The sequence below is a fragment of the Sphingopyxis sp. Root1497 genome (assembly GCF_001427085.1).
Lineage (GTDB): Bacteria > Pseudomonadota > Alphaproteobacteria > Sphingomonadales > Sphingomonadaceae > Sphingopyxis.
Window position 1 is genome coordinate 1012450 of record NZ_LMGF01000005.1, and the last position, 18074, is coordinate 1030523.

The following is an 18074-nucleotide window of genomic DNA, read 5'->3' on the forward strand; positions in this document are numbered from 1 at the left end:
TGGCGCGCCGTGTCCGACCTGCTCGCCTCCGATCCCTTCGCCCCCGAATTCGTCATCGAGGCCACCGACGCCGCCCATTATGCGCGCTTCGGCGACGGCTCGGCGGGGCGGCGGGCGACCGACGGCGCCGCGATGACCGCGCGCATCCGCCACGGCGGCGGCCGGCGCGGCAACATCGGGATCAACGCGATCGCGCATGTCGTCACCGACGACGGCGGCGCAATCGCGGGCGTTCGCAATCCCTTGGCGGGTATCGGCGGCCGCGACCGCGAACCCGCCGCCGCGATCCGCGTCGCCGCTCCGCAGCACTTTCGCAAACAACGCCGCGCCGTCACCCCCGCCGACTATGTCGCCGCCGCCGAGACGCACGCGCAAGTGCAGCGCGCCTATGGCGAACGGCGCTGGACCGGCAGCTGGAACACGATCTTCCTCGCGATCGACCGCCGCGGCGGCGGAGCGGTCGACGAGGCGTTCGAAGGCGCGCTGCGCGATCATCTCGCCAGCTATCGCCTCGCCGGGCACGACCTCGAAATCGTGCCGCCGCGCTTTGTGCCGCTCGATATCCGCCTGTTCGTCTGCGTCTGCTCGGACCATTATGCCGGCGACGTCGAGCGCGACCTGCTCGACATTTTTTCGGCACGGCTGATGCGCGACGGCCGGCCCGGCTTCTTCCATCCCGACAATTTCAGCTTCGGCGATAATATCCTGCTCTCGCCGATCATCGCGCGCGCGATGGGGGTGGCGGGGGTGCAATGGATCGGCACCCGCGACGGGGCAGGGGCGGTCAAGGGCCGCTTCGGGCGGCTCGACCAGCCGCTGATCGACCATGCCGACGACGGCGAAATCCCGATCGCGCCCAATGAAGTGGCGCGGCTCGACAATGATCCGACCTTTCCCGATTTCGGGCGCATCGCCTTTGTGATGGCGGGAGGCCGCTGATGACGCACAAGCCCCCCGCCAATATCTGCGGCGCGACCGATCGCGACGAAAAGCGCCCCGACAACCGCCCAGGGCTGGCCTCGATCGCCTATCGCATCGGCACCTATCCCGAATTCATCGATCGCATGTTGTGGCAATTGCCGCGACAGACCGTGATCGACCCCGACAGCAAGGCCGCGCTCCAGCCGCTGGCGGATTTGCGCACGCGCGATCCGGCCGACCCGACGTTCGCGCTGTTCGACGGTTTCGCGGCGACGCTTGACGTGCTCAGTTTCTACAGCGAGCGCGTCGCCAACGAAGCCTATGTCGGCACCGCGACGCAGCGCCGCTCGCTTGTCGAAATGGCGCGGATGATCGGCTACGAACCCGCGCCGGGCGTCGCGGCGTCGGTCGCCTTGTCCTTCACCGTCGAGGCGTCGGACGATCCTTATCGCGCCGTCGATATCCCCGTCGGGGTGCAGGCGATGTCGGTTCCGACGCGCAAGGGCGAATTGCCGCAGGTCTTCGAAACCGTCGCCCCGATCACCGCGCGCGCCGAATGGAATGCGATGCCGGCGCGCACGCTCTACCAGCAGCCGCTGGCGCTGTTCCACGATAGCGGCAATCCCGCTCATGCCGACAACGGCAATATCTTCCTCTTCGACCTCGACAATAGTTTCAAGCTGCCGGTGCCGGGCGAGCCGCTGGAACCCGGGCAGGTGGCACCGCGCCTGTTCAGCGACGTTGCGGAGCTGGCGCCCTATCATCCGATCGATGGCGACACCGACCTCGCCGGCGAACTCGCCGAACGGATCGCCGCCCATGCGCTGAATCCCGAGGTCGAGCCGGTGCTGCGCGCGCTGCCGGTCGACGAGATATATTTGCGCGGCACCGGGCTGGGGCTGCGGCCCGGACAGCGGATCGTCGTCGTCGGGGTCATCGTCGCCGCCGACGACACGCGGCAGGTCGCGGCCTCGACGCTGCGCGTGGTCAGCGCGGCCGACGATCGCGACTTTGGCGTCACCCGGCTCATCGCGACGCGCGGCGGCGAAACGCCCGACGCGGTGAAACGATCGCCCGCGCGCCGTTCGCCGCGCTTCAAACGGCTGGCGATGCCGACCGTGCGGCTCGCGTTCACCAGCGACACGGTGAAGACTGTCGTGCGCCAGGCGGTGTGGACCGGTCCCGCGCTCACCGCGCTGGTCAAGAGCCAGTCCTGGTCGCGCGTCAAGTTGATGCATCTCGTTCGCCGCCAGAAACAGGTCGACGCGCCGCAAACCTCCGAAGCGCGGCCGGGCCTCTATGTGCTGCGCGACGATTGCAGCTTCTTCGGTTCCGCTGCGCCCAAATATGCGTCGCTCCCCACTGGCCATGGCCATGGCGCCAGCTGGGATTCGGGCGACGTGGCGATCTGGACCGACAGCCAGGGCAACCTGCTGACCGGCGCGCATGTTTTCCTCGAGCGCGAGGTGAAGGAGATCGTCCCCGACGGCTGGGCGGCGATCGAGACGCCCGAGGGCGAGGCGATGGTGTTCCGCGTCGCGGCGGTGGCCACCCAATCGCGCGCCGACTTCGCGCTCACCGGCAAGAGCAGCGGGGTCAGCTTCCGCCAGCCCGACGGCAGTGCGCTTACGATCCCCGCGGCGGGCGACGCGTCGCCGCTCAACGATTTCCTGTTCCGCACCGCGCATCTCTTCGGCGCCAGCGCGCCGCTCGACCTCGCTGGCACCCCGATCCGCGACGACGTCGCCGCCGGGGCCGACGCGATCGACCTTGACGCTCTTTATCTGGACCTCGTCGACGGCCAGACGATCTCGATCGCCGGCGACCGCAGCGACGCCGACGGCCTCGCGGAAAGCGAGACGCTGACGGTCAGCGACGTCGTCCATATCGGCGGCTTCACCCGCCTTCTGCTCAAGAGCGGCCCCGAATACAGCTATCGCCGCCCGACCGTCACCGTGAACGCCAACATGGCCGCCGCGACCCACGGCGAGACCTATGAAGAGCAATTGGGCTCGGGCGATGCCGCGCAGATCTTCCAGCGCTTCAAGCTCACCAAGGCGCCGCTCACCTATGTCAGCGCCGAGACCCCGACGGGGCGCGCCTCGTCGCTCGCCATCCGCGTCGACGGGCTGCTCTGGCACGAGCTGCCGACGCTCTACGACGCCGGCCCCGAGGACCGCGTCTATGCGGTGCGCGGCGAGGATGACGGCAATACATGGGTCCAGTTCGGCGACGGCCTGCGCGGTAGCCGCCTGCCGACCGGCCAGCTCAACATCATCGCCACCTATCGCGCCGGCATCGGCCTCGCGGGCGAGGTCGCCGACGAGGCGATCATCCAGTTGAAGACCCGCCCGCTCGGCATCCGCTCGGTGGTCAACCCCAGCCGCGCGAGCGGCAGCGCCGCGCCCGAAAGCCTCGCCGACATCCGCCAGGGGGCTCCGCGTGACGTGAAGACGCTGGGGCGCATCGTTTCGCTGATCGATTATCGCGATTTCGCCGCGAACTTCGCCGGGGTCGGCAAGGCTTTGGCGGCGCAGCTCTGGTCGGGCAGCCGCCAGCTTGTCCTGCTGAGCATTACTGGCACCAGCGACGTCATTCTCGACGACGACGCGCCGGTCATCGCCAACCTCCAGGCCGCCGCCGACGCCGCGCGCGACCGGTCGCACCGGCTCGTCGTCATGCCCGCCGCGCGGCGCTTCTTCCAGCTGGCGGCGCGATTGTTCCACCACCCCGACCATCGCGCCGAGGATGTCGATCTCGCGGCGAGGGCGCTGCTGCTCGACACCTTCGGCTTCGCGCGCCGCAATATCGGACAGGTCGTCAGCGCCGCCGAAGTCATCGCGGCGCTGCAGGCGGTGCCCGGCGTCGTTGGGGTCGATCTCGACCAACTCGCGCTGATCGTCGATGGCGGTGCGCCGGTTGGCGCGGCGAGCCTCGCGACCGTGCTGCCGGCACAGGGCGCGCGGCTGCTGCCCGCGACCGAAAACGCGGATTTCGCTGCCGCCGAACTCGTTACCCTGCTCGAAGCCGGCATCACGCTGACCGTGGAGGCCGCCCGTGCATAATCGTCCGCCCGTGCCGCTGATCGAATATCTGCCACAGCATCTGCGCAACCGCGACGCGGGGGAGGGCCGGGCGCTCGAAGCGCTGATGGGGCTGCTCGCCGGCGAGCTCGCGGTGGTCGAGCGCGACCTGGACCAGCTCTACGACAATTGGTTCATCGAAAGCTGCGAACCCTGGGTCATTCCCTATCTCGGCGCGCTGATCGGCGCGCGGCCGATGCGCAGCTTCGGCGCCGGCGAGGTGGGCCTGCGCAGCTATATCGCCAACACGCTCGGCTATCGCCAGGCGAAGGGCACCGCCGCCGCGCTCGAACAGATCGCGCGCGACGTCACCGGCTGGCCGGTCGTCGCGGTCGAATTTTTCCAGAAGCTGATCTGGAGCCAGCACGTCAACCATGTCCGCCCCGGCGCGCTCGGCACCGCGTCGATCCGCGATGCCGAAGCGGCGCGGCTGAGCGAAAGCGCGTTCGGCACCACGTGCCACAGCGCCGCCGCCGGCCTCGCGGACAGCCTGTCGGGGCGCCATGCGATCCCGCACGTCGGGCTGTTCATCTGGCGGCTCGACGCCTTCCCGCTCGGCTTCCTCTCGAACGCGGCGGCGGGCTATGTCGGCGGGCTGATGCCGCGCGCTTCCGCGATCGGTCCCGGTTTCCGCCATTTCGACCCGCTCGGCGCCGACCGCGCTTTGTTCAACCGGCCCAAGGCCGACCGCTCGATCGCCGGGCGCGTCGATATGCGCATGGTCCCCGCGCCGCTCGACCGGCGGCTGCTCCACCGCGACCTCAATCGGCTCCGCGACGGCGGACAGAGCGGCTGGTTCGACGAGGCGCCGGTGCTGCGCATCCGGCTCGGCGGCGCCGAGGTGCCGCCCGAGCGGCTGCACAGCTGCAACCTCGAAACGCGTGACGATGGCGGCGGCAACCCGACCTGGCGGCGGCCCGAACAGGCGGGGCATGTCCTGTTCGACCCCGAACTCGGCCGCCTCGCGCTCCACGCCAGCGATCAGGGCAAAAGCGTCGAGACGAGCTGCGCCTTCGCCGCGCCGTTCCCGATCGGCGGCGGTCCCTACGACCGCAGCGCCAGCGTCGCCACCTGGCGTGAGGAACTCTTCGTCGAAGGCGCTACAGCGCCGTGGGTAATCGGCGTCTCGGCGCGCGCCGAAGACCAGACCGATAACCCGTTGCAGGGCGGAGTGGTGGTCGCGTCGCTCGCCGAAGCGATCACTCGCTGGAATGCGGCGTCCGGCGCGGGCACGCGCGGGCTGATCCTGATGCTCGACAATGCGAGCTATGCCGAGGATCTGAGCGATGCCGCGCATATCCTGAAGATTCCAGCGGGCGCGCGGCTGGCGATCGCGGCGATGGCCTGGCCGACCGTCGAACGGGCCGGGGGGGTGATCGAACGTGACCTCACGGCGCTCGCGCCGATGTATCGCCGCCCGCATATCCGCGGCGACCTGCGCGTGCGCGGCATCGCGCCGGGGGCGGGGCAGGAGGCCGGACGGCTCATTCTCGACGGTCTGCTGGTCGAGGGCGAGGTGGCGATCATGGCGGGCGCGCTCGGCTCGCTCGATCTGTGCCACTGCACCATCGGCGCCTCGGCGGCGGGCCTGACCAAGGGCCTGCGCATCATCTCTCAAAATGGCGAGCTGGCGGTCGCGGTTGACCACAGCATCATCGGCCCGCTCGCGCTCGGCCCGGCGGGCGGCGGACTTCGCATCGCCGACTCGATCATCGGAGAGGATCGTGACCTGCAGGCCGATCCCGACCTGCTCGCGCTTGTCATCGATGCACCCGCCGCGGACGCCGACATCGCACGCAGCACGATCTTCGGGCGGACCATAGTCCGCTCGATCGAGGCCGAGAACGGCCTGTTCCTCGGCACCGCGCGCGCCGCGCAGCGCCAGCGCGGCTGCGTGCGCTTCTGCTACGCGCCGCTCACCTCACGCGTCCCGCGTCGCTACCGCTGTCAGCCCGACATGGCGATCGCCGATGCCGAACAGGGCGCCCCGGCGCCCTTGTCCGAAGCCGAGAAGCGGCGCCTCGCGCGCAGCGTGACGCCGATCTTCACGGCCAGCGCTTATCCCGCCAGCGCTTTCGGACAGCTCGCGCTCGCCTGTCCCGATGCGGTCGCGGCCGGCGCCTTCGGCGGCGCCGAAATGGGCGCCGGTTTCGGCGCCGGCGTGCCGTTCCGGCGCGCCAATCTTGATGACATGCTCGACGAATATCTGCCGTTCGGACTGGTGGCGGCACCCCTGTTCCAGACCTGAGGACAAAGACGATGACTGGCGATTTCACCCGCGACACCTTCCGCCCCGCCAAGGGGTACAGCAGCGTGCGGATGCAGCAGGGGCGACTGTTCACCGACGCCGACTGGAATGAAGAGGGCGACATCCACCGCGCCGCGCTGCGCACCACCGGGCGCTCGGTGATCGGCGCCAGCGGTTTTCCCGAGGACGCGCCCGGCTTCGCTATCCTCGCCGGGGCGGGCGCGCAAACCCTGCTGATCGGTGGCGGACAGGCCTATGTCGACGGCATCGGCCTGTCGCACGCCGCGCCGGTTCGGCTGGCGCTGACGCGGCAGTCGGGGGCGGCCGCGGCGACGCGCTGGCGGATCGATGGCGGCGCGCGGGTGGCGGTCGGCGACTATCTGGTGCTCGCGGGCAGCACGCTCGCGCAGGCGGTGCGCGTCGCGACCCTGCTCGACGATGTCGACGGCCTCCAGACCTTCAACGCCGCGGCGGCGCTGTCGGCGGCGAACGGCATCGCCGCCGACCTGTATCGCAGCGCCGAAAGCCAGCCCTTCTGGCCCGTCAATGCGCTGCCTCAGGCGCAGGGCGACTATCTCGCCTATCTCGACGTCTGGGAACGGCCGGTCACCGCCGCCGACGATCCGCTGATCCGCGAAAGCGCCTTCGGCGGCCCCGATACCGCGATCCGCGACCAGATCGTCTGGCAGGTCAAATTCGCGAGCTTCGCCGATCTGATGGCGGCGAATGCGGCGACCGCGCCGATCAGTTGCACCAGCTTCGCCCCCGGCTGGTCGCCCTTCGGCCCCGCGGCGGCGGGGCGGATGGCGGCGCGCGCCCGCGCCGCGGCGGCGGTAGCCGATCCGTGCGCGCTCCCCGCGACCGGCGGGTATCGCAGCCTCGAAAACCATCTTTACCGCATCGAGGTTCACAATGGCGGCGCGGCGGGCGGGCGCTGGAAATGGTCGCGCGACAATGGCACGCGCGAGGCGCGCTATGCCGAAATCGACAATGGCGCGCTGATCCTCGACAGCCTCGGCCCCGACGAGCCGAGCGCTCTTAAGCGCGACGATTGGGTCGAGATCGTCGACGAGGCCCGGCTGCTCAGCGGCCAGCCGGGTTTCTTCGCGCGCCTTTCGGATATCAACGGCACCCGCGCCAGCCTGGGCGAAATACGCCACCCCGACACCCTCGTCACGCTCACCGACGGATCGGGCGCCCCCGACCTTGGCGGACTGCCGGGGCGCGGTATCGTCCGGCGCTGGGAGGGCGGCCTGCCGGTCGACATCGTGCCCGGCGGCTGGGTCGCGGTTGAGCAGGGGATCGAAGTCTTCTTCGCCGCCGGACGGCTCGCGACCGGAGACCATTGGCAGATCCCGGCGCGCTCGCTCGCCGCGACGATCGAATGGCCGACCGACGAGGCGACGGGGGCGGAGGCGCTGCTGCCGCCCAGGGGGATCGTCCACCATCATGCCGCGCTCGCGCTGGTCAACCGCACGGCGAACGGCACATGGTCGGTCGGCAGCGATTGCCGCAACATCTTCCCGCCGCTCACCGCGCTGCGCAGCTTCCTCTACCTCGGCGGCGACGGGCAGGAGGCGATGCCGAACCCGCTCGCGCCGGCGACGCGCCTGCCGCTCGCCGCACCGCTGCGCGTCGGGGTGATCCGGGGCAAGACGCCGTTGCCGGGGCTCGACGTCGAGTTCGAGATCACCGACGGCGATGGCCGCCTTGGCCCCGAGGCTGACAATCTGAAGGTCCGTAAAGCCACCACCGGTCCCGACGGGGTCGCGATGATCGACTGGTCGCTCGACGCCGCAATGCCGAACCAGCGCGTCATCGCGCGCCTGCTCGACGCCGCGGGTAATCCGACCCATCTGCCGATCCACTTCGACGCCAGTCTCAGCACCGCCGCGGCGACCTCGTTCGACCCCGTCAACACCCCGGCGCTGGCGGGCGAGAATACGGTGCAGAAGGCGATCGAGAAGCTCGCGACGCTGACGCAGGTCGGCTGCTCGACCTATGTCATCACCGAAGGCAGCGACTGGGTCGCGATACTGAACTCGATCAAGGATGAAGAGGACGCCGCCATCTGTTTCCAGCGCGGCACCTATGAAACCGACGCGCGGGTCGAACTGACGGGGAAGGGGCATCTCACCATCCATGGCGCCGGTGCGGGGACGCGGATCGTCGCGCGGCGCGCCGAATGCGCGCTCCATTTCGAAGGGTGCAAGAGCGTGATGCTGCGCGACCTCGATGTCGCGGCGCCCGACGGATCGGGCGCGATCGGCAAGATCCAGTTCCGCCAGGGTGTGGTGACGATCCTTGATACACCGACGGTCGAGGTGTCGGGGCTGGGGCTGCGTTGCGGCGGCGGGGCGGAGACCGAGCGCACCGGCCTCGCGATCCGCGGATCGGACGAAAAGCCGCTCGATTCGGTGCATGTGACCAACAACCGGCTCGCGATCGGGCTGGCGCAGGACGGCATTCTCGTCACCAATGCGGTCAGCACCGTCATCGCCGACAACGAGCTGGCGGTGGTCGCCGGCAAGGCGGGGCTGACACCCGGGCAGCAGCTCGAAAATGCGCGTTGGCGCAAGCATGTGATCAACCTGCTCGTCGCTAATGCCGCCGAGGTCGAGGCCGAGGGCCGCGGGGACAAGCGCTTTTTTCGCGTCGGGACGCTCGTCGCGGAATTCGAATCGCCGATGCCGCAGGCCGAATGGGAAGCGCTCTATACCGCCGAGCCGCCGCGCTCCGATGAAAGCCGGACGATCGCCGGGGTCCAGTCCTATATCAAGCGGCTCAGCGATGTCGTCATCGCCGACGCCGACCGGGCACCGACCTTTCGCCGTGCAATCCGCACGCTCGGGACACGCATCGGCGACACGCGCATGGCGGCCCTCGACAACGAGGTGAAGCGTTCGCTGGTGCTGATCGGCGAGCCAGCGGCGCGCACTGAACGCGCGCGCGGCGAGGCGGCGAGCGGGGGCAAGGTGACGGTGCAGGTCGGGTCGGTTGCGGTCAGCTTCGATTCGCCGATCAGCCAGGCCGACTGGAACAAGGCGCTGGATTTGCGGCCCCCGCCCGAAAATGTCGATACTGGCAGGGCGTTGATCCGCTATCTTCAGCGTCTCGCTTCGCTGATGGCGTCCAATGACCGCTTCCGCGAAACGCTGCCGACCGCGGTCGCATGGTTCGGCCGCTTCACCAGCGATATGCCCAGCTATGCGCGGCAGGCGATCACCTGCGGCGGCACGACGCTCACCACCGCGACGATTCGCGGCAACAAGGTTTTCGGTTTCCTGCGGGGTGTCCATGTCGGGGTCAGCCGGAACGATCCGAAGATGATCCGAGCCGGCACGGTCTCGATCGCCGACAATCACCTGTCGCTGCGCAAGCCGGGGGACGACGTCTATGTGTCGATGGGATTGTTCGTCGGCAATGTCGATACGCTGCGGATCCAGCGCAACACGCTCGATTGGGCGGGGCGTGGCGCCAGGACGCCAATCCAGCACGGCATCCGGGTGTGGGGCGACATCGGCACCTATCTCAAGATCGCCGACAATCGCATTTCGGTCGGCCGGATCGGCATCGCGGTGCAGCCGATTCTCGAATTCGAAAGTACCAGCCATTTCCTGTGGGTCGCGTCGGACAATCTGGTCGAGAATGTGTCCTCGAACAATGTGATCCGGGCGCCGGAGTTTCTGTTGCGCCGCGACAATCGGCCCTGAAATTCTCGCCGGATTTCACGAATTTTCTTGAAATTTCGGCGAGAATCGGCCATGTTACACTTGGCCTTGATTGATAAATCGGCAGTGTGATTTGGTGCCGTTAAGGGTTCGAGTCCCTTTTGGGGTCATGGGGCGAGTCCACAGGGGCTCGCCCTTACTCGTTGGGCCTCTTTCGCTCGCTATTCTGCCTTCTCGACCGACGGGGCGAGTCCGCGCGCGATCTTCGCCCAGGGATTGAGGTCGGGTTCGCCGATCTTGGACAGGTGATTCCGGTCGCGGTGGAGGAAGGGTTCGTCGCGACCCTTTACCAGCAGGGTCGTGTCGATGACATAGCTCCATGTTCCATCATCATGGAACTCCACGGAAATCTCATAGGATTCGGTGGTGAAGGCCAGGTCGAGGAAAGTCGTCGAGCAAATGCCATATTCGGTTTGCCCGCGGGTCGCCTTGAGGACCAGCTTCGTCGCATCGGGCGCCGCATGCCCCGCCGCGATCGCGATCTGCCCGCGCGGGATCGCCAGCGTCTGCAGGATCAGCCCGGTCGCCGGTTCGTACAGCCAGTAACCGACCTGGTCGTGAAAGCTGATATCCTCCTCGCGCGTGTTGACGTGGAGGTGATAGCGCAGGCCATAGAAAAGCTGCGGGCCGTTCGCCTGCGGGTCGATCGGCTGCATCTCGATCCGCTCATAATAGTCCCGTGTTTCAGGGCCATCCGCCTTGGGATTGATATCGACCCCGCGCTGGCCTTCCCAGATCCCGGCGAGCCGCGCGAGCGGCCCCAGATTGGCAAGCGTCTCGGGATCGACATCCTCGGGTTCGGTAAAGATGTCGTCGGGAATTTCCATGATTTCAGCGCCCCCTGCAGCCTGTTGTTCAGATATCTTCGACCAGCCGACCATAGAGATGTGGGCGACGATCGCGAAAGAACCCCATCCCCGCCCGATGCTTCGCCGCGCGGTCGAGGTCGATCGTCTCGATCAATACGCCGGTTTCACCAGCGCCAAATTCCTGCTTCAGATCGCCCCATTCGTCGCTGATGAAGCTGTGACCATAGAAGTTTGCCCCACCTTCGGTCCCGATGCGGTTCGCGGCGATCACCGGCATGCAGTTCGACACCGCATGGCCCTGCATCGCACGGCGCCACATGCGGCTGGTGTCGAGGTCGGCGTCATACGGCTCGCTGCCGATCGCGGTCGGATAGAACAGCAGTTCCGCGCCCATCAACGCCATCGCGCGCGCGCATTCGGGATACCATTGGTCCCAGCACACCCCGACGCCGATCCGCGCGCCGAACACGTCCCACACCTTGAACCCCGTGTTGCCGGGGCGGAAATAATATTTCTCTTCATAGCCCGGGCCGTCGGGGATGTGGCTCTTGCGATAGGTGCCCATGATCGCCCCATCGGGACCGATCATCGCGAGGGTGTTGTAATAATGATGACCGTCGCGCTCGAAAAAGCTCGTCGGGATCGCGACCTTCAGCTTCGCCGCGAGCGCCTGCATCGCCACGACGCTCGGATGCTCTGCGGTCGGGTGCGCGGAGGCGAACAGCGCCTCATCCTCGACCTGACAGAAATAAGGGCCTTCGAAGAGTTCGGGCGGCAAGATTACCTGCGCGCCCTTCGCGGCCGCTTCCTCAACGAGTGCGGTCACGGCGTCGATATTCGGCGCGACGGGGCCGGGCAGGGGCAACTGGAGGGCGGCGACGGTAAGGGAGCGGGTCATGGGGCAGGCGGCTCGCTATGGAATTGGAAACGGTGGTGCCGACATTGTCCAGTTAATAGACTGTATAACGACTGGCTGCGGCTTTCCATTGTCGTCCAAGTTAGACCGGAAACCGGCCTGCTGCATAAACCAGTCGCAAGTGGCCTTGTCGAGGTCGGACCGACCGGCAGATTGAATGATCTTGCAGGATTTTGGCGCTCCGTTCGAATCAATGGCGATTTCAACCTTGGAAACTCCCTCAGTGCCCGCATTGAGTGCCCCAGAGGGATATCGAAGCTCCGGATAATATCCAAGGATAGCCCCCGCAGGCGGAGAATAGTCAAGCCGCCACTGCAAGGTATCCGAGTAGACATATTCTTTGACGTTCGGATCGACGACCCATCGGGCGCGTTTCATCGCCTGCTTGCAGGTTTCCTTGTCCAACGAGGGATGGCCCGAAGAAGACGTGATTTTGCAGTTCTTGGGCTGCCCTTTTTTGTCCCCGCGTACCTCGAAGGATGAATCTCCTTCGACGCGATCGCGCAACGGCTCGAGTGGGTATGAGACGTAAAACGGCTCTTGCGATTTGTCGGACTGCCGCCGGACGGCATACACCGGCGACAACGCCAGTCCGCCGTTAAATAACAGCGGAATCGCAAGTAATGTGCTGATCATTGCGGCACCTGCTGGCTCGAGCAGTGGAAGCTGCCGCCGCCGGCGATGATGCCAAGCGCGGGCACCCCGACCGCGCGGCGATCGGGGAAGAGCGCGGCGAGCGCGTCGACCGCCGCCGCGTCGTTCGCGACGCCATAGGTCGGCACGACGACGACGCTGTTGCCGATGTAGAAGTTCATATAGCTCGCCGCCGCGATCTCGCCGTCCAATTCGACCCGGCCCGGCGAGGGGAGGTCGACGATCTCGATCCCGCCGAACGCCGCGGCGCGGGCGCGGGCGTCGGCGTAGATCGCCGCATTGGGGTCGTCATCGCCCGCCGCGACGGGCAGTGCCAGCCGCCCTTCGCCGACGAAACGCGCCAGATTATCGACATGCCCGTCGGTATGGTCGCCGATCAGCCCATCGCCGAGCCACAGCAGCCGCTCGATCCCGAGCGACTGGTGCAGCCGCACCGATATGTCTTCGCGGGTCAGCGACGGGTTGCGGTTGCTGTTGAGCAGGCATTCTTCGGTGGTGACGCACAGGCCCGCGCCGTCGACGTCGATGCCGCCGCCTTCGAGCACCCAGTCGAGGTGCTGCGTCGGCAGGTCCGCGTGCGCGGCCAGGATCGCACCGATCTCCCGGTCGCCGGGCATCACGAACTTGTTGCCCCACCAGTTGAAGTCGAAATTGCGTGCCTCGCGCCCCGTGCCGGTGCCGACGATTATGGGGCCTGTGTCGCGCAGCCAGATATCGCCGAAGGGTACGACGAACAACTGCACGCCCTCATCGACGAGCGCCTCGGCGATATCGGCATTGTCATGGTCGCGGACGAGAAGATGCACTTTTTCGCCGCGCCCGCCGTCATGGACGGCGTTGGCGAAAGCGGCGACATCACGCCGCGCCGCCTCGATCTGCCCCGCCCATTCCTCGGCCATATGGGGAAAGCCGATCCAGACGGCGTCGTGGGGCGCCCACTCGGCGGGCATGCGCAATGTCATCGCGTGAAGGTCCTCTGCCTCGATGCCGGCGGCATCGACCGTGTCATCCAGAACGCAGCAATCCAGAACGGCCTCTGCCATTCTGGATTGCCGGAACTTGAAGCCCCCCGCAACCGCGGAGGAGCGGTTGTCGTCGTTACTTGCCGGCGCGCGACTTGTCGCGGGCGGCGCGGAATTCGTCGCCCTCGACCCAGTTCGGCCAGGCGTCGGTCATCGCCAGCATCCGCCCTGCGGCATAATAGAGGCGCAGGTCCGACATCATGCCGTCCCAGTTGGTGATCGCCTCATATTCGTCGCCCGGCGCGTGATAGCGGTTCTTTTCATAGTCTTCGGAGGCCTTCTTGCCCGCCTCGACCCCGCCGACGACCAGGTCGTCGCCGCTGCCGAAGTTGAACATCGGGACGCCGAGCTTGGCGAAGCTGAAATGGTCCGACCGGTAATAGAAACCCTTTTCGGGGGTCGGTTCGGCCTTGATCACGCGGTTGCTCATTTTGGCGAGCTTTTCGACATAGGCGTCGAGTTCGGACTTGCCGCCGCCGACGACGACGATGTCCTTCGTCGGGCCGACCGCGTTGAGCGCGTCCATATTCACCCCGCCGACGGTCTGGGCGAGCGGGAAGATCGGGTTTTCGGCGTAGAATTTCGAGCCGAGCAGGCCCGATTCCTCGGCCGTGACCGCGAGGAACACGATGCTCCGGTCGGGCGCGCCGGCGGTCTTGAACGCCTGCGCCAGCGTCACCAGGCCGGCGATGCCGCTCGCATTGTCGACGGCGCCGTTGCAGATGTCGTCGCCCGCGACCGGGGTGCAGCGGCCCAGATGATCCCAATGGCCGGTGTAGAGCACATATTCGTCGGGACGTTTGGCGCCCGGCAGCACGCCGATGACGTTGCGCGACATCTTCTTGGCGATCTGGTTGTCGAAGGAGAAGTTCGCCTTCACGCCGGTCAGCGCGACGGACTTGAAGCCCTTGACCTTCGCCGCGTCGCGCAGCTTGTCGAAATCCAGGCCGGCGCTCGCAAAGAGTTCCTTGGCCTTGGCAAGCTGGATCCAGCCGTTGGCGACGGTCTGGCTGGCGCCGCCGTCCTTGCTCTCGGCGAGATATTGGGTGCCGGTGTTGCTCGATTCGACGACGTTCCAGCCATAGGCGGCGGGTTCGGTGTCGTGGACGATCAGCACCGCCGCGGCGCCCTGCCGTGCGGCTTCCTCATATTTATAGGACCAGCGGCCATAATAGGTCATCGCGCGGCCGTTGAATTCGCCCTTGGCTTCCTTGGTCTGCCAGTCGGGATCGTTGACGAGGACGACGACGGTCTTGCCCTTCACATCAAGCCCGGCATAGTCGTTCCAGCCCTTTTCGGGGGCGTTGATGCCGTAACCGACGAAGACGACATCGCTGTCCTTGATCGCGGTCTTGGGCGTCACGCGATAGCTGAACGCGACATAGTCCTTCGCATATTGCGCGGTCACCGGGGTCTTGCCGCCGGTGAAGGACAGCGGCGTCGCGTTCTGCGCGGTGATCTCGACCAGCGGCACGTCCTGCGTCCATTGGCCGTTGTTGCCGGGCTTCAGGCCCGCTTCCTCATATTTCTTGATGATATAGGCGACGGTCTTTTCCTCGCCCGGCGTCCCCGGCGCGCGACCTTCATAGGCGTCGGACGACAATTCCTTGGTCACGTCCTGAAGCGTCTTCAGCGACAGTTCGGGGATCTGGACGTCGGGGATGGCGGTGGCGGCGGTATCGGTTGCCGTCTTGTCGCCGCCGCCGCATGCGGCAAGCGACAGAAGGGCCGCGAAGGCCGCGGCGGATCGGGGGGAACGCAGCATGGAATGTCCTTGAATGGTTTCGTTTGCGACGACCGGGCTTGTGCCAGCCGGGGCAGGGGGATGCAAGGGCGGGGGGCTGCGAACCGTGCGTTGACATCGGATTGGCTGGCTTTCGGACAGCGTGTTTTGGATGCCAGATGGCGGTTATTCGACGAATGATTTGGATTGGTCGCTAAGAGAACGTCCGCTTCCACAGTCCGCATCGGGAAAGCGGACACCAATTTAGAAATCCAAGATCGCGGCTTCCGAGCATATGGGCGAGAATGTTTGCTCTTCTAGGCGAGCGGCGATGACAACGCGCCAACCTCAGCCGTTCGCCCCGGACGGAACTGACCGTTCTTGGTTTATTGCTCGGACAGACCTGTCCTTGAGCACCGTGCTAGTACATTCTTCCTACAAAACACAAAGCGGAAAATCGGTGTGCAAAGCCGTAGATTGGCGGTTTCACTGTCCAGTATCAACTCGAGCCGCAAGCGGACCGAGGCTAGTGATTCCATCGAGAACATCGGCTGGCGGATGGGATTCTGTCCACCAGAAATCGGCTATCTGACGGCGGTAACGCGCTTCAGTGACAAATGACACTGCGCTCAGATTAATTCAGGAGTTTCCCAATGACCGAACTGCTGCTGATTGTCGGATGTATCGCCATCCGGGAACTGATGCGCTCTCTGCCCGCCATCATCTGGTCTGTGCGATGCAAGCCCGACAGCACTCACTACAAGATGCCAGATCCCGGTATGCCGCGCCGACGGGCCTGAGCAAGGTATGGACGATGGGGATCCCCAGCGCCGCGAGACGTCGCAGCCCAGTCAGGCTGATGACTCGAGCACCATCCGAACCTTTCATCGCCGCAAACTAACAAAAGACCGATAGACCTTTACAAAGGACTCATGGACCTTTATTGGCGTGCCCGAGGCCATATGCAGTATCTCGAGATCGACTTTNGTGGTCTCTTGGTCCCTTCACGCGGCGGTGCCGGGAAAGGCCGCCATCGCAAGTTCGATATCTTCCAGGTAAATATCGCCGCGGTGCTGTTCGAGATGCGACGCTTCGGCGTGAACATCGCCGTTCTCCGCGAAATGGCGGCCCTTCTGCAACGCGGCACCGAGCTAGCGCTCGGAGCGGAATGCAACTTCCTAGGCCTGTACGATGCGCTCACTGTGCATTCCGACCTCCAGCACTACCGCGCCGGGCGAGAGGTCGAGGTGCGGACGCAGAGCTGGGACGAGCGTTTCGGTACGCGCGACGCCGTCAAAAAGCCGGACCGGCTCGCGATGTCGGAGCAGGACATCCTCGATTCCGCAGCCTTCGACATCCACAATTTTCATGATGAAGTCTCAAACATCACAGCGTTTGCCGCGCGTCTGAAAGAGGAGGACCGCCTCCCGCTCCAATTGTTCATCGACCTCAACCAGAGCGCATATCGATATGTCTACGACGGCCGCATCGGCACTTGGGGCAGTCAGGAATGGGTCGTGATTCCGCTCGAGGACGGTGGTCTCCGCTTTGTTTTCGTATCCGGCCAAGATGCCATCTTGGGCAAAAATGAGGACCGGATCCGAAGCGGCCTCTTCCTCGCGCCCGAGGCGATCTTCGCCCATGTCTGGGGCGAGAGTGTCCAGCCCATTCTCATTCACGAACTGCCGCCGTCGGATGTCCAGATCGCGCACCGAAAACGCTTGGAGCGCGTTCGTGAGTTGCAGGCCGGAGGCCATAGTGCTGCCGCCATCAGGCGTATCATCGAGGAGTCTGATTGATGGATCCCGCTGCCCAGATCATCCTCGCTATTGGCGCCACTCTCCTGCTCGCAATGATGGGCAGTTCGGCGGTGATCTGGTCGCTCCGGTGCGATCCAAAGCGTGCCCACTATCGCCTGCCGACCCTCCTTGCCTTGGCGCTGCCGGCGGCGTCAGTGATCCTTGCGAAGCTGGGATAAGGCCGGCAACCGCCACCGACTTATCCCTTAGGGCACTGTCCATTACCCGTACGTCGCCCTATCCAACTTCATGATGCCCTGGACTTAGCCTTCATCGCCGGAAGCAGACATAATAGTCATCAGAAACGCGGTAGCTTTGTAGCGATCAAATCCCCACACCGAAGTTTGATTGGAGGCGCAAAGCAGGCATTGGGGAAGATATCAGCTCAGAGGCGATGTTTGGAATCAATATAGGCTTCTGACTAACATCAACTCGAATATTCGGGGCTCGTCGCCCAACGGAAAAAGGGCGGCCCGCCTGCGGACCGCCCCTTTTGTATCCTGCGATGAACCGCCGGATCAGCGCGAATAGAATTCGACGACCAGATTCGGTTCCATTTTCACCGGATAAGGCACTTCGTCGAGCGTCGGAACGCGGACATAGGTCGCCTTGGTGCCGTCGATGGCGAGATATTCGGGCAGGTCGCGCTCGGGCAGGCTCTGCGCTTCGGCGACCAGCGCCATTTCCTGCGCCTTCTTGCCGAGGGTGATTTCGTCGCCCGGCTTCACGAGGCGGCTCGCGATGTTGCACTTCACGCCGTTCACATAGACGTGGCCGTGGCTGACGAGCTGGCGCGCCGAGAAGATCGTCGGGGTGAACTTCGAACGATAGACGACCGCGTCGAGGCGGCGCTCGAGCAGGCCGATCAGGTTCTGGCCGGTATCGCCCTTCATGCGCGACGCTTCGAAATAGTTCTTCTTGAACTGCTTCTCGGTGATGTCGCCGTAATAGCCCTTCAGCTTCTGCTTCGCGCGGAGCTGGATGCCGAAATCGGACACCTTGCCCTTGCGGCGCTGGCCGTGCTGGCCGGGGCCATATTCGCGGCGGTTGACCGGGCTCTTGGGGCGACCCCAGATGTTTTCGCCCATCCGGCGGTCGAGTTTATACTTGGCGCTCTGGCGCTTCGACATTTGTCGTCTCCAATATGCTGTGTGCCGAAGGATTTCGG

General features: G+C 65.7%; 12 protein-coding genes. 6 read left to right on the forward strand and 6 right to left on the reverse strand.

Annotated features, from left to right (window positions below; genetic code table 11):
- Window positions 1-132: 132 nt before the first annotated feature.
- From ASD67_RS24050 to ASD67_RS19310, 4 genes are read left to right on the forward strand one after another with little or no spacing between them, the layout of a single operon-like run.
- Window positions 133-939 (forward strand): baseplate J/gp47 family protein, encoded by an 807-nt coding sequence (locus ASD67_RS24050; RefSeq protein WP_443028065.1) that lies wholly within the window; start codon window positions 133-135, stop codon window positions 937-939.
- A complete protein-coding gene (locus tag ASD67_RS19300; RefSeq protein WP_056350636.1) occupies window positions 939-3986 on the forward strand; it encodes a putative baseplate assembly protein in 3048 nt (1015 codons plus the stop codon). The genes ASD67_RS24050 and ASD67_RS19300 overlap by 1 nt, the downstream gene beginning before the upstream one ends.
- A complete protein-coding gene (locus tag ASD67_RS19305) occupies window positions 3979-6252 on the forward strand; it encodes a hypothetical protein (protein ID WP_156377792.1) in 2274 nt (757 codons plus the stop codon). The genes ASD67_RS19300 and ASD67_RS19305 overlap by 8 nt, the downstream gene beginning before the upstream one ends.
- Window positions 6253-6263: 11 nt before the next feature.
- Complete coding sequence (locus ASD67_RS19310) at window positions 6264-9965, forward strand: DUF6519 domain-containing protein (RefSeq protein ID WP_056350639.1); 3702 nt, start codon at window positions 6264-6266, stop codon at window positions 9963-9965.
- 179 nt (window positions 9966-10144) lie between these two features.
- On the opposite strand, the gene ASD67_RS19315 is transcribed toward ASD67_RS19310, so the two are convergent.
- From ASD67_RS19315 to ASD67_RS19330, 5 genes are all read right to left on the reverse strand, one after another.
- Complete coding sequence (locus ASD67_RS19315) at window positions 10145-10810, reverse strand: FABP family protein (RefSeq protein ID WP_056350641.1); 666 nt, start codon at window positions 10808-10810, stop codon at window positions 10145-10147.
- Between the two features lie 28 nt (window positions 10811-10838).
- Window positions 10839-11690: an N-carbamoylputrescine amidase gene (gene aguB, locus ASD67_RS19320; protein ID WP_056350643.1), complete on the reverse strand. Its 852-nt coding sequence runs from the start codon at window positions 11688-11690 to the stop codon at window positions 10839-10841.
- 15 nt (window positions 11691-11705) lie between these two features.
- A complete protein-coding gene (locus ASD67_RS22765) occupies window positions 11706-12344 on the reverse strand; it encodes an energy transducer TonB (protein ID WP_082545190.1) in 639 nt (212 codons plus the stop codon).
- Window positions 12341-13324, reverse strand: coding sequence for an agmatine deiminase family protein (locus ASD67_RS19325; RefSeq protein ID WP_056352179.1), 984 nt, complete (start codon window positions 13322-13324; stop codon window positions 12341-12343). Before ASD67_RS19325 ends, ASD67_RS22765 begins: the two co-directional genes overlap by 4 nt.
- Window positions 13325-13460: 136 nt before the next feature.
- Window positions 13461-15149, reverse strand: a complete 1689-nt coding sequence (locus ASD67_RS19330; RefSeq protein WP_200938071.1) for a M28 family metallopeptidase — start codon at window positions 15147-15149, stop codon at window positions 13461-13463.
- 611 nt (window positions 15150-15760) lie between these two features.
- On the opposite strand from ASD67_RS19330, the gene ASD67_RS23220 reads away from it, so the two are divergent.
- Together ASD67_RS23220 and ASD67_RS19340 are read left to right on the forward strand one after the other, a co-directional pair.
- On the forward strand, window positions 15761-15907 hold the full coding sequence (locus ASD67_RS23220) for a hypothetical protein (protein ID WP_156377793.1): 147 nt from the start codon (window positions 15761-15763) through the stop codon (window positions 15905-15907).
- Window positions 15908-16905: 998 nt separating this feature from the next.
- The gene (locus tag ASD67_RS19340; RefSeq protein WP_056350647.1) at window positions 16906-17085 is read left to right on the forward strand and encodes a hypothetical protein; all 180 of its coding nucleotides are present in this window, start codon (window positions 16906-16908) and stop codon (window positions 17083-17085) included.
- Window positions 17086-17424: 339 nt separating this feature from the next.
- Here the strand turns inward: ASD67_RS19340 and rpsD are convergent, their stop codons facing one another.
- On the reverse strand, window positions 17425-18036 hold the full coding sequence (rpsD, locus tag ASD67_RS19345) for a 30S ribosomal protein S4 (protein ID WP_056350649.1): 612 nt from the start codon (window positions 18034-18036) through the stop codon (window positions 17425-17427).
- Between the last annotated feature and the right edge of the window lie 38 nt (window positions 18037-18074).

What these genes read in the sequence shown, in the direction of transcription:
- ASD67_RS19315 (WP_056350641.1), bottom strand. Translation starts at nt 10,810, where the DNA reads ATGGAAATTCCCGACGACATCTTTACCGAACCCGAGGATGTCGATCCC.
- ASD67_RS23220 (WP_156377793.1), top strand. Translation starts at nt 15,761, where the DNA reads ATGACCGAACTGCTGCTGATTGTCGGATGTATCGCCATCCGGGAACTG.
- ASD67_RS19330 (WP_200938071.1), bottom strand. Translation starts at nt 15,149, where the DNA reads ATGCTGCGTTCCCCCCGATCCGCCGCGGCCTTCGCGGCCCTTCTGTCG.
- rpsD (WP_056350649.1), bottom strand. Translation starts at nt 18,036, where the DNA reads ATGTCGAAGCGCCAGAGCGCCAAGTATAAACTCGACCGCCGGATGGGC.
- ASD67_RS24050 (WP_443028065.1), top strand. Translation starts at nt 133, where the DNA reads ATGACCGCGCGCATCCGCCACGGCGGCGGCCGGCGCGGCAACATCGGG.
- ASD67_RS19325 (WP_056352179.1), bottom strand. Translation starts at nt 13,324, where the DNA reads ATGACATTGCGCATGCCCGCCGAGTGGGCGCCCCACGACGCCGTCTGG.
- ASD67_RS22765 (WP_082545190.1), bottom strand. Translation starts at nt 12,344, where the DNA reads ATGATCAGCACATTACTTGCGATTCCGCTGTTATTTAACGGCGGACTG.
- ASD67_RS19310 (WP_056350639.1), top strand. Translation starts at nt 6,264, where the DNA reads ATGACTGGCGATTTCACCCGCGACACCTTCCGCCCCGCCAAGGGGTAC.
- aguB (WP_056350643.1), bottom strand. Translation starts at nt 11,690, where the DNA reads ATGACCCGCTCCCTTACCGTCGCCGCCCTCCAGTTGCCCCTGCCCGGC.
- ASD67_RS19340 (WP_056350647.1), top strand. Translation starts at nt 16,906, where the DNA reads ATGGATCCCGCTGCCCAGATCATCCTCGCTATTGGCGCCACTCTCCTG.
- ASD67_RS19300 (WP_056350636.1), top strand. Translation starts at nt 939, where the DNA reads ATGACGCACAAGCCCCCCGCCAATATCTGCGGCGCGACCGATCGCGAC.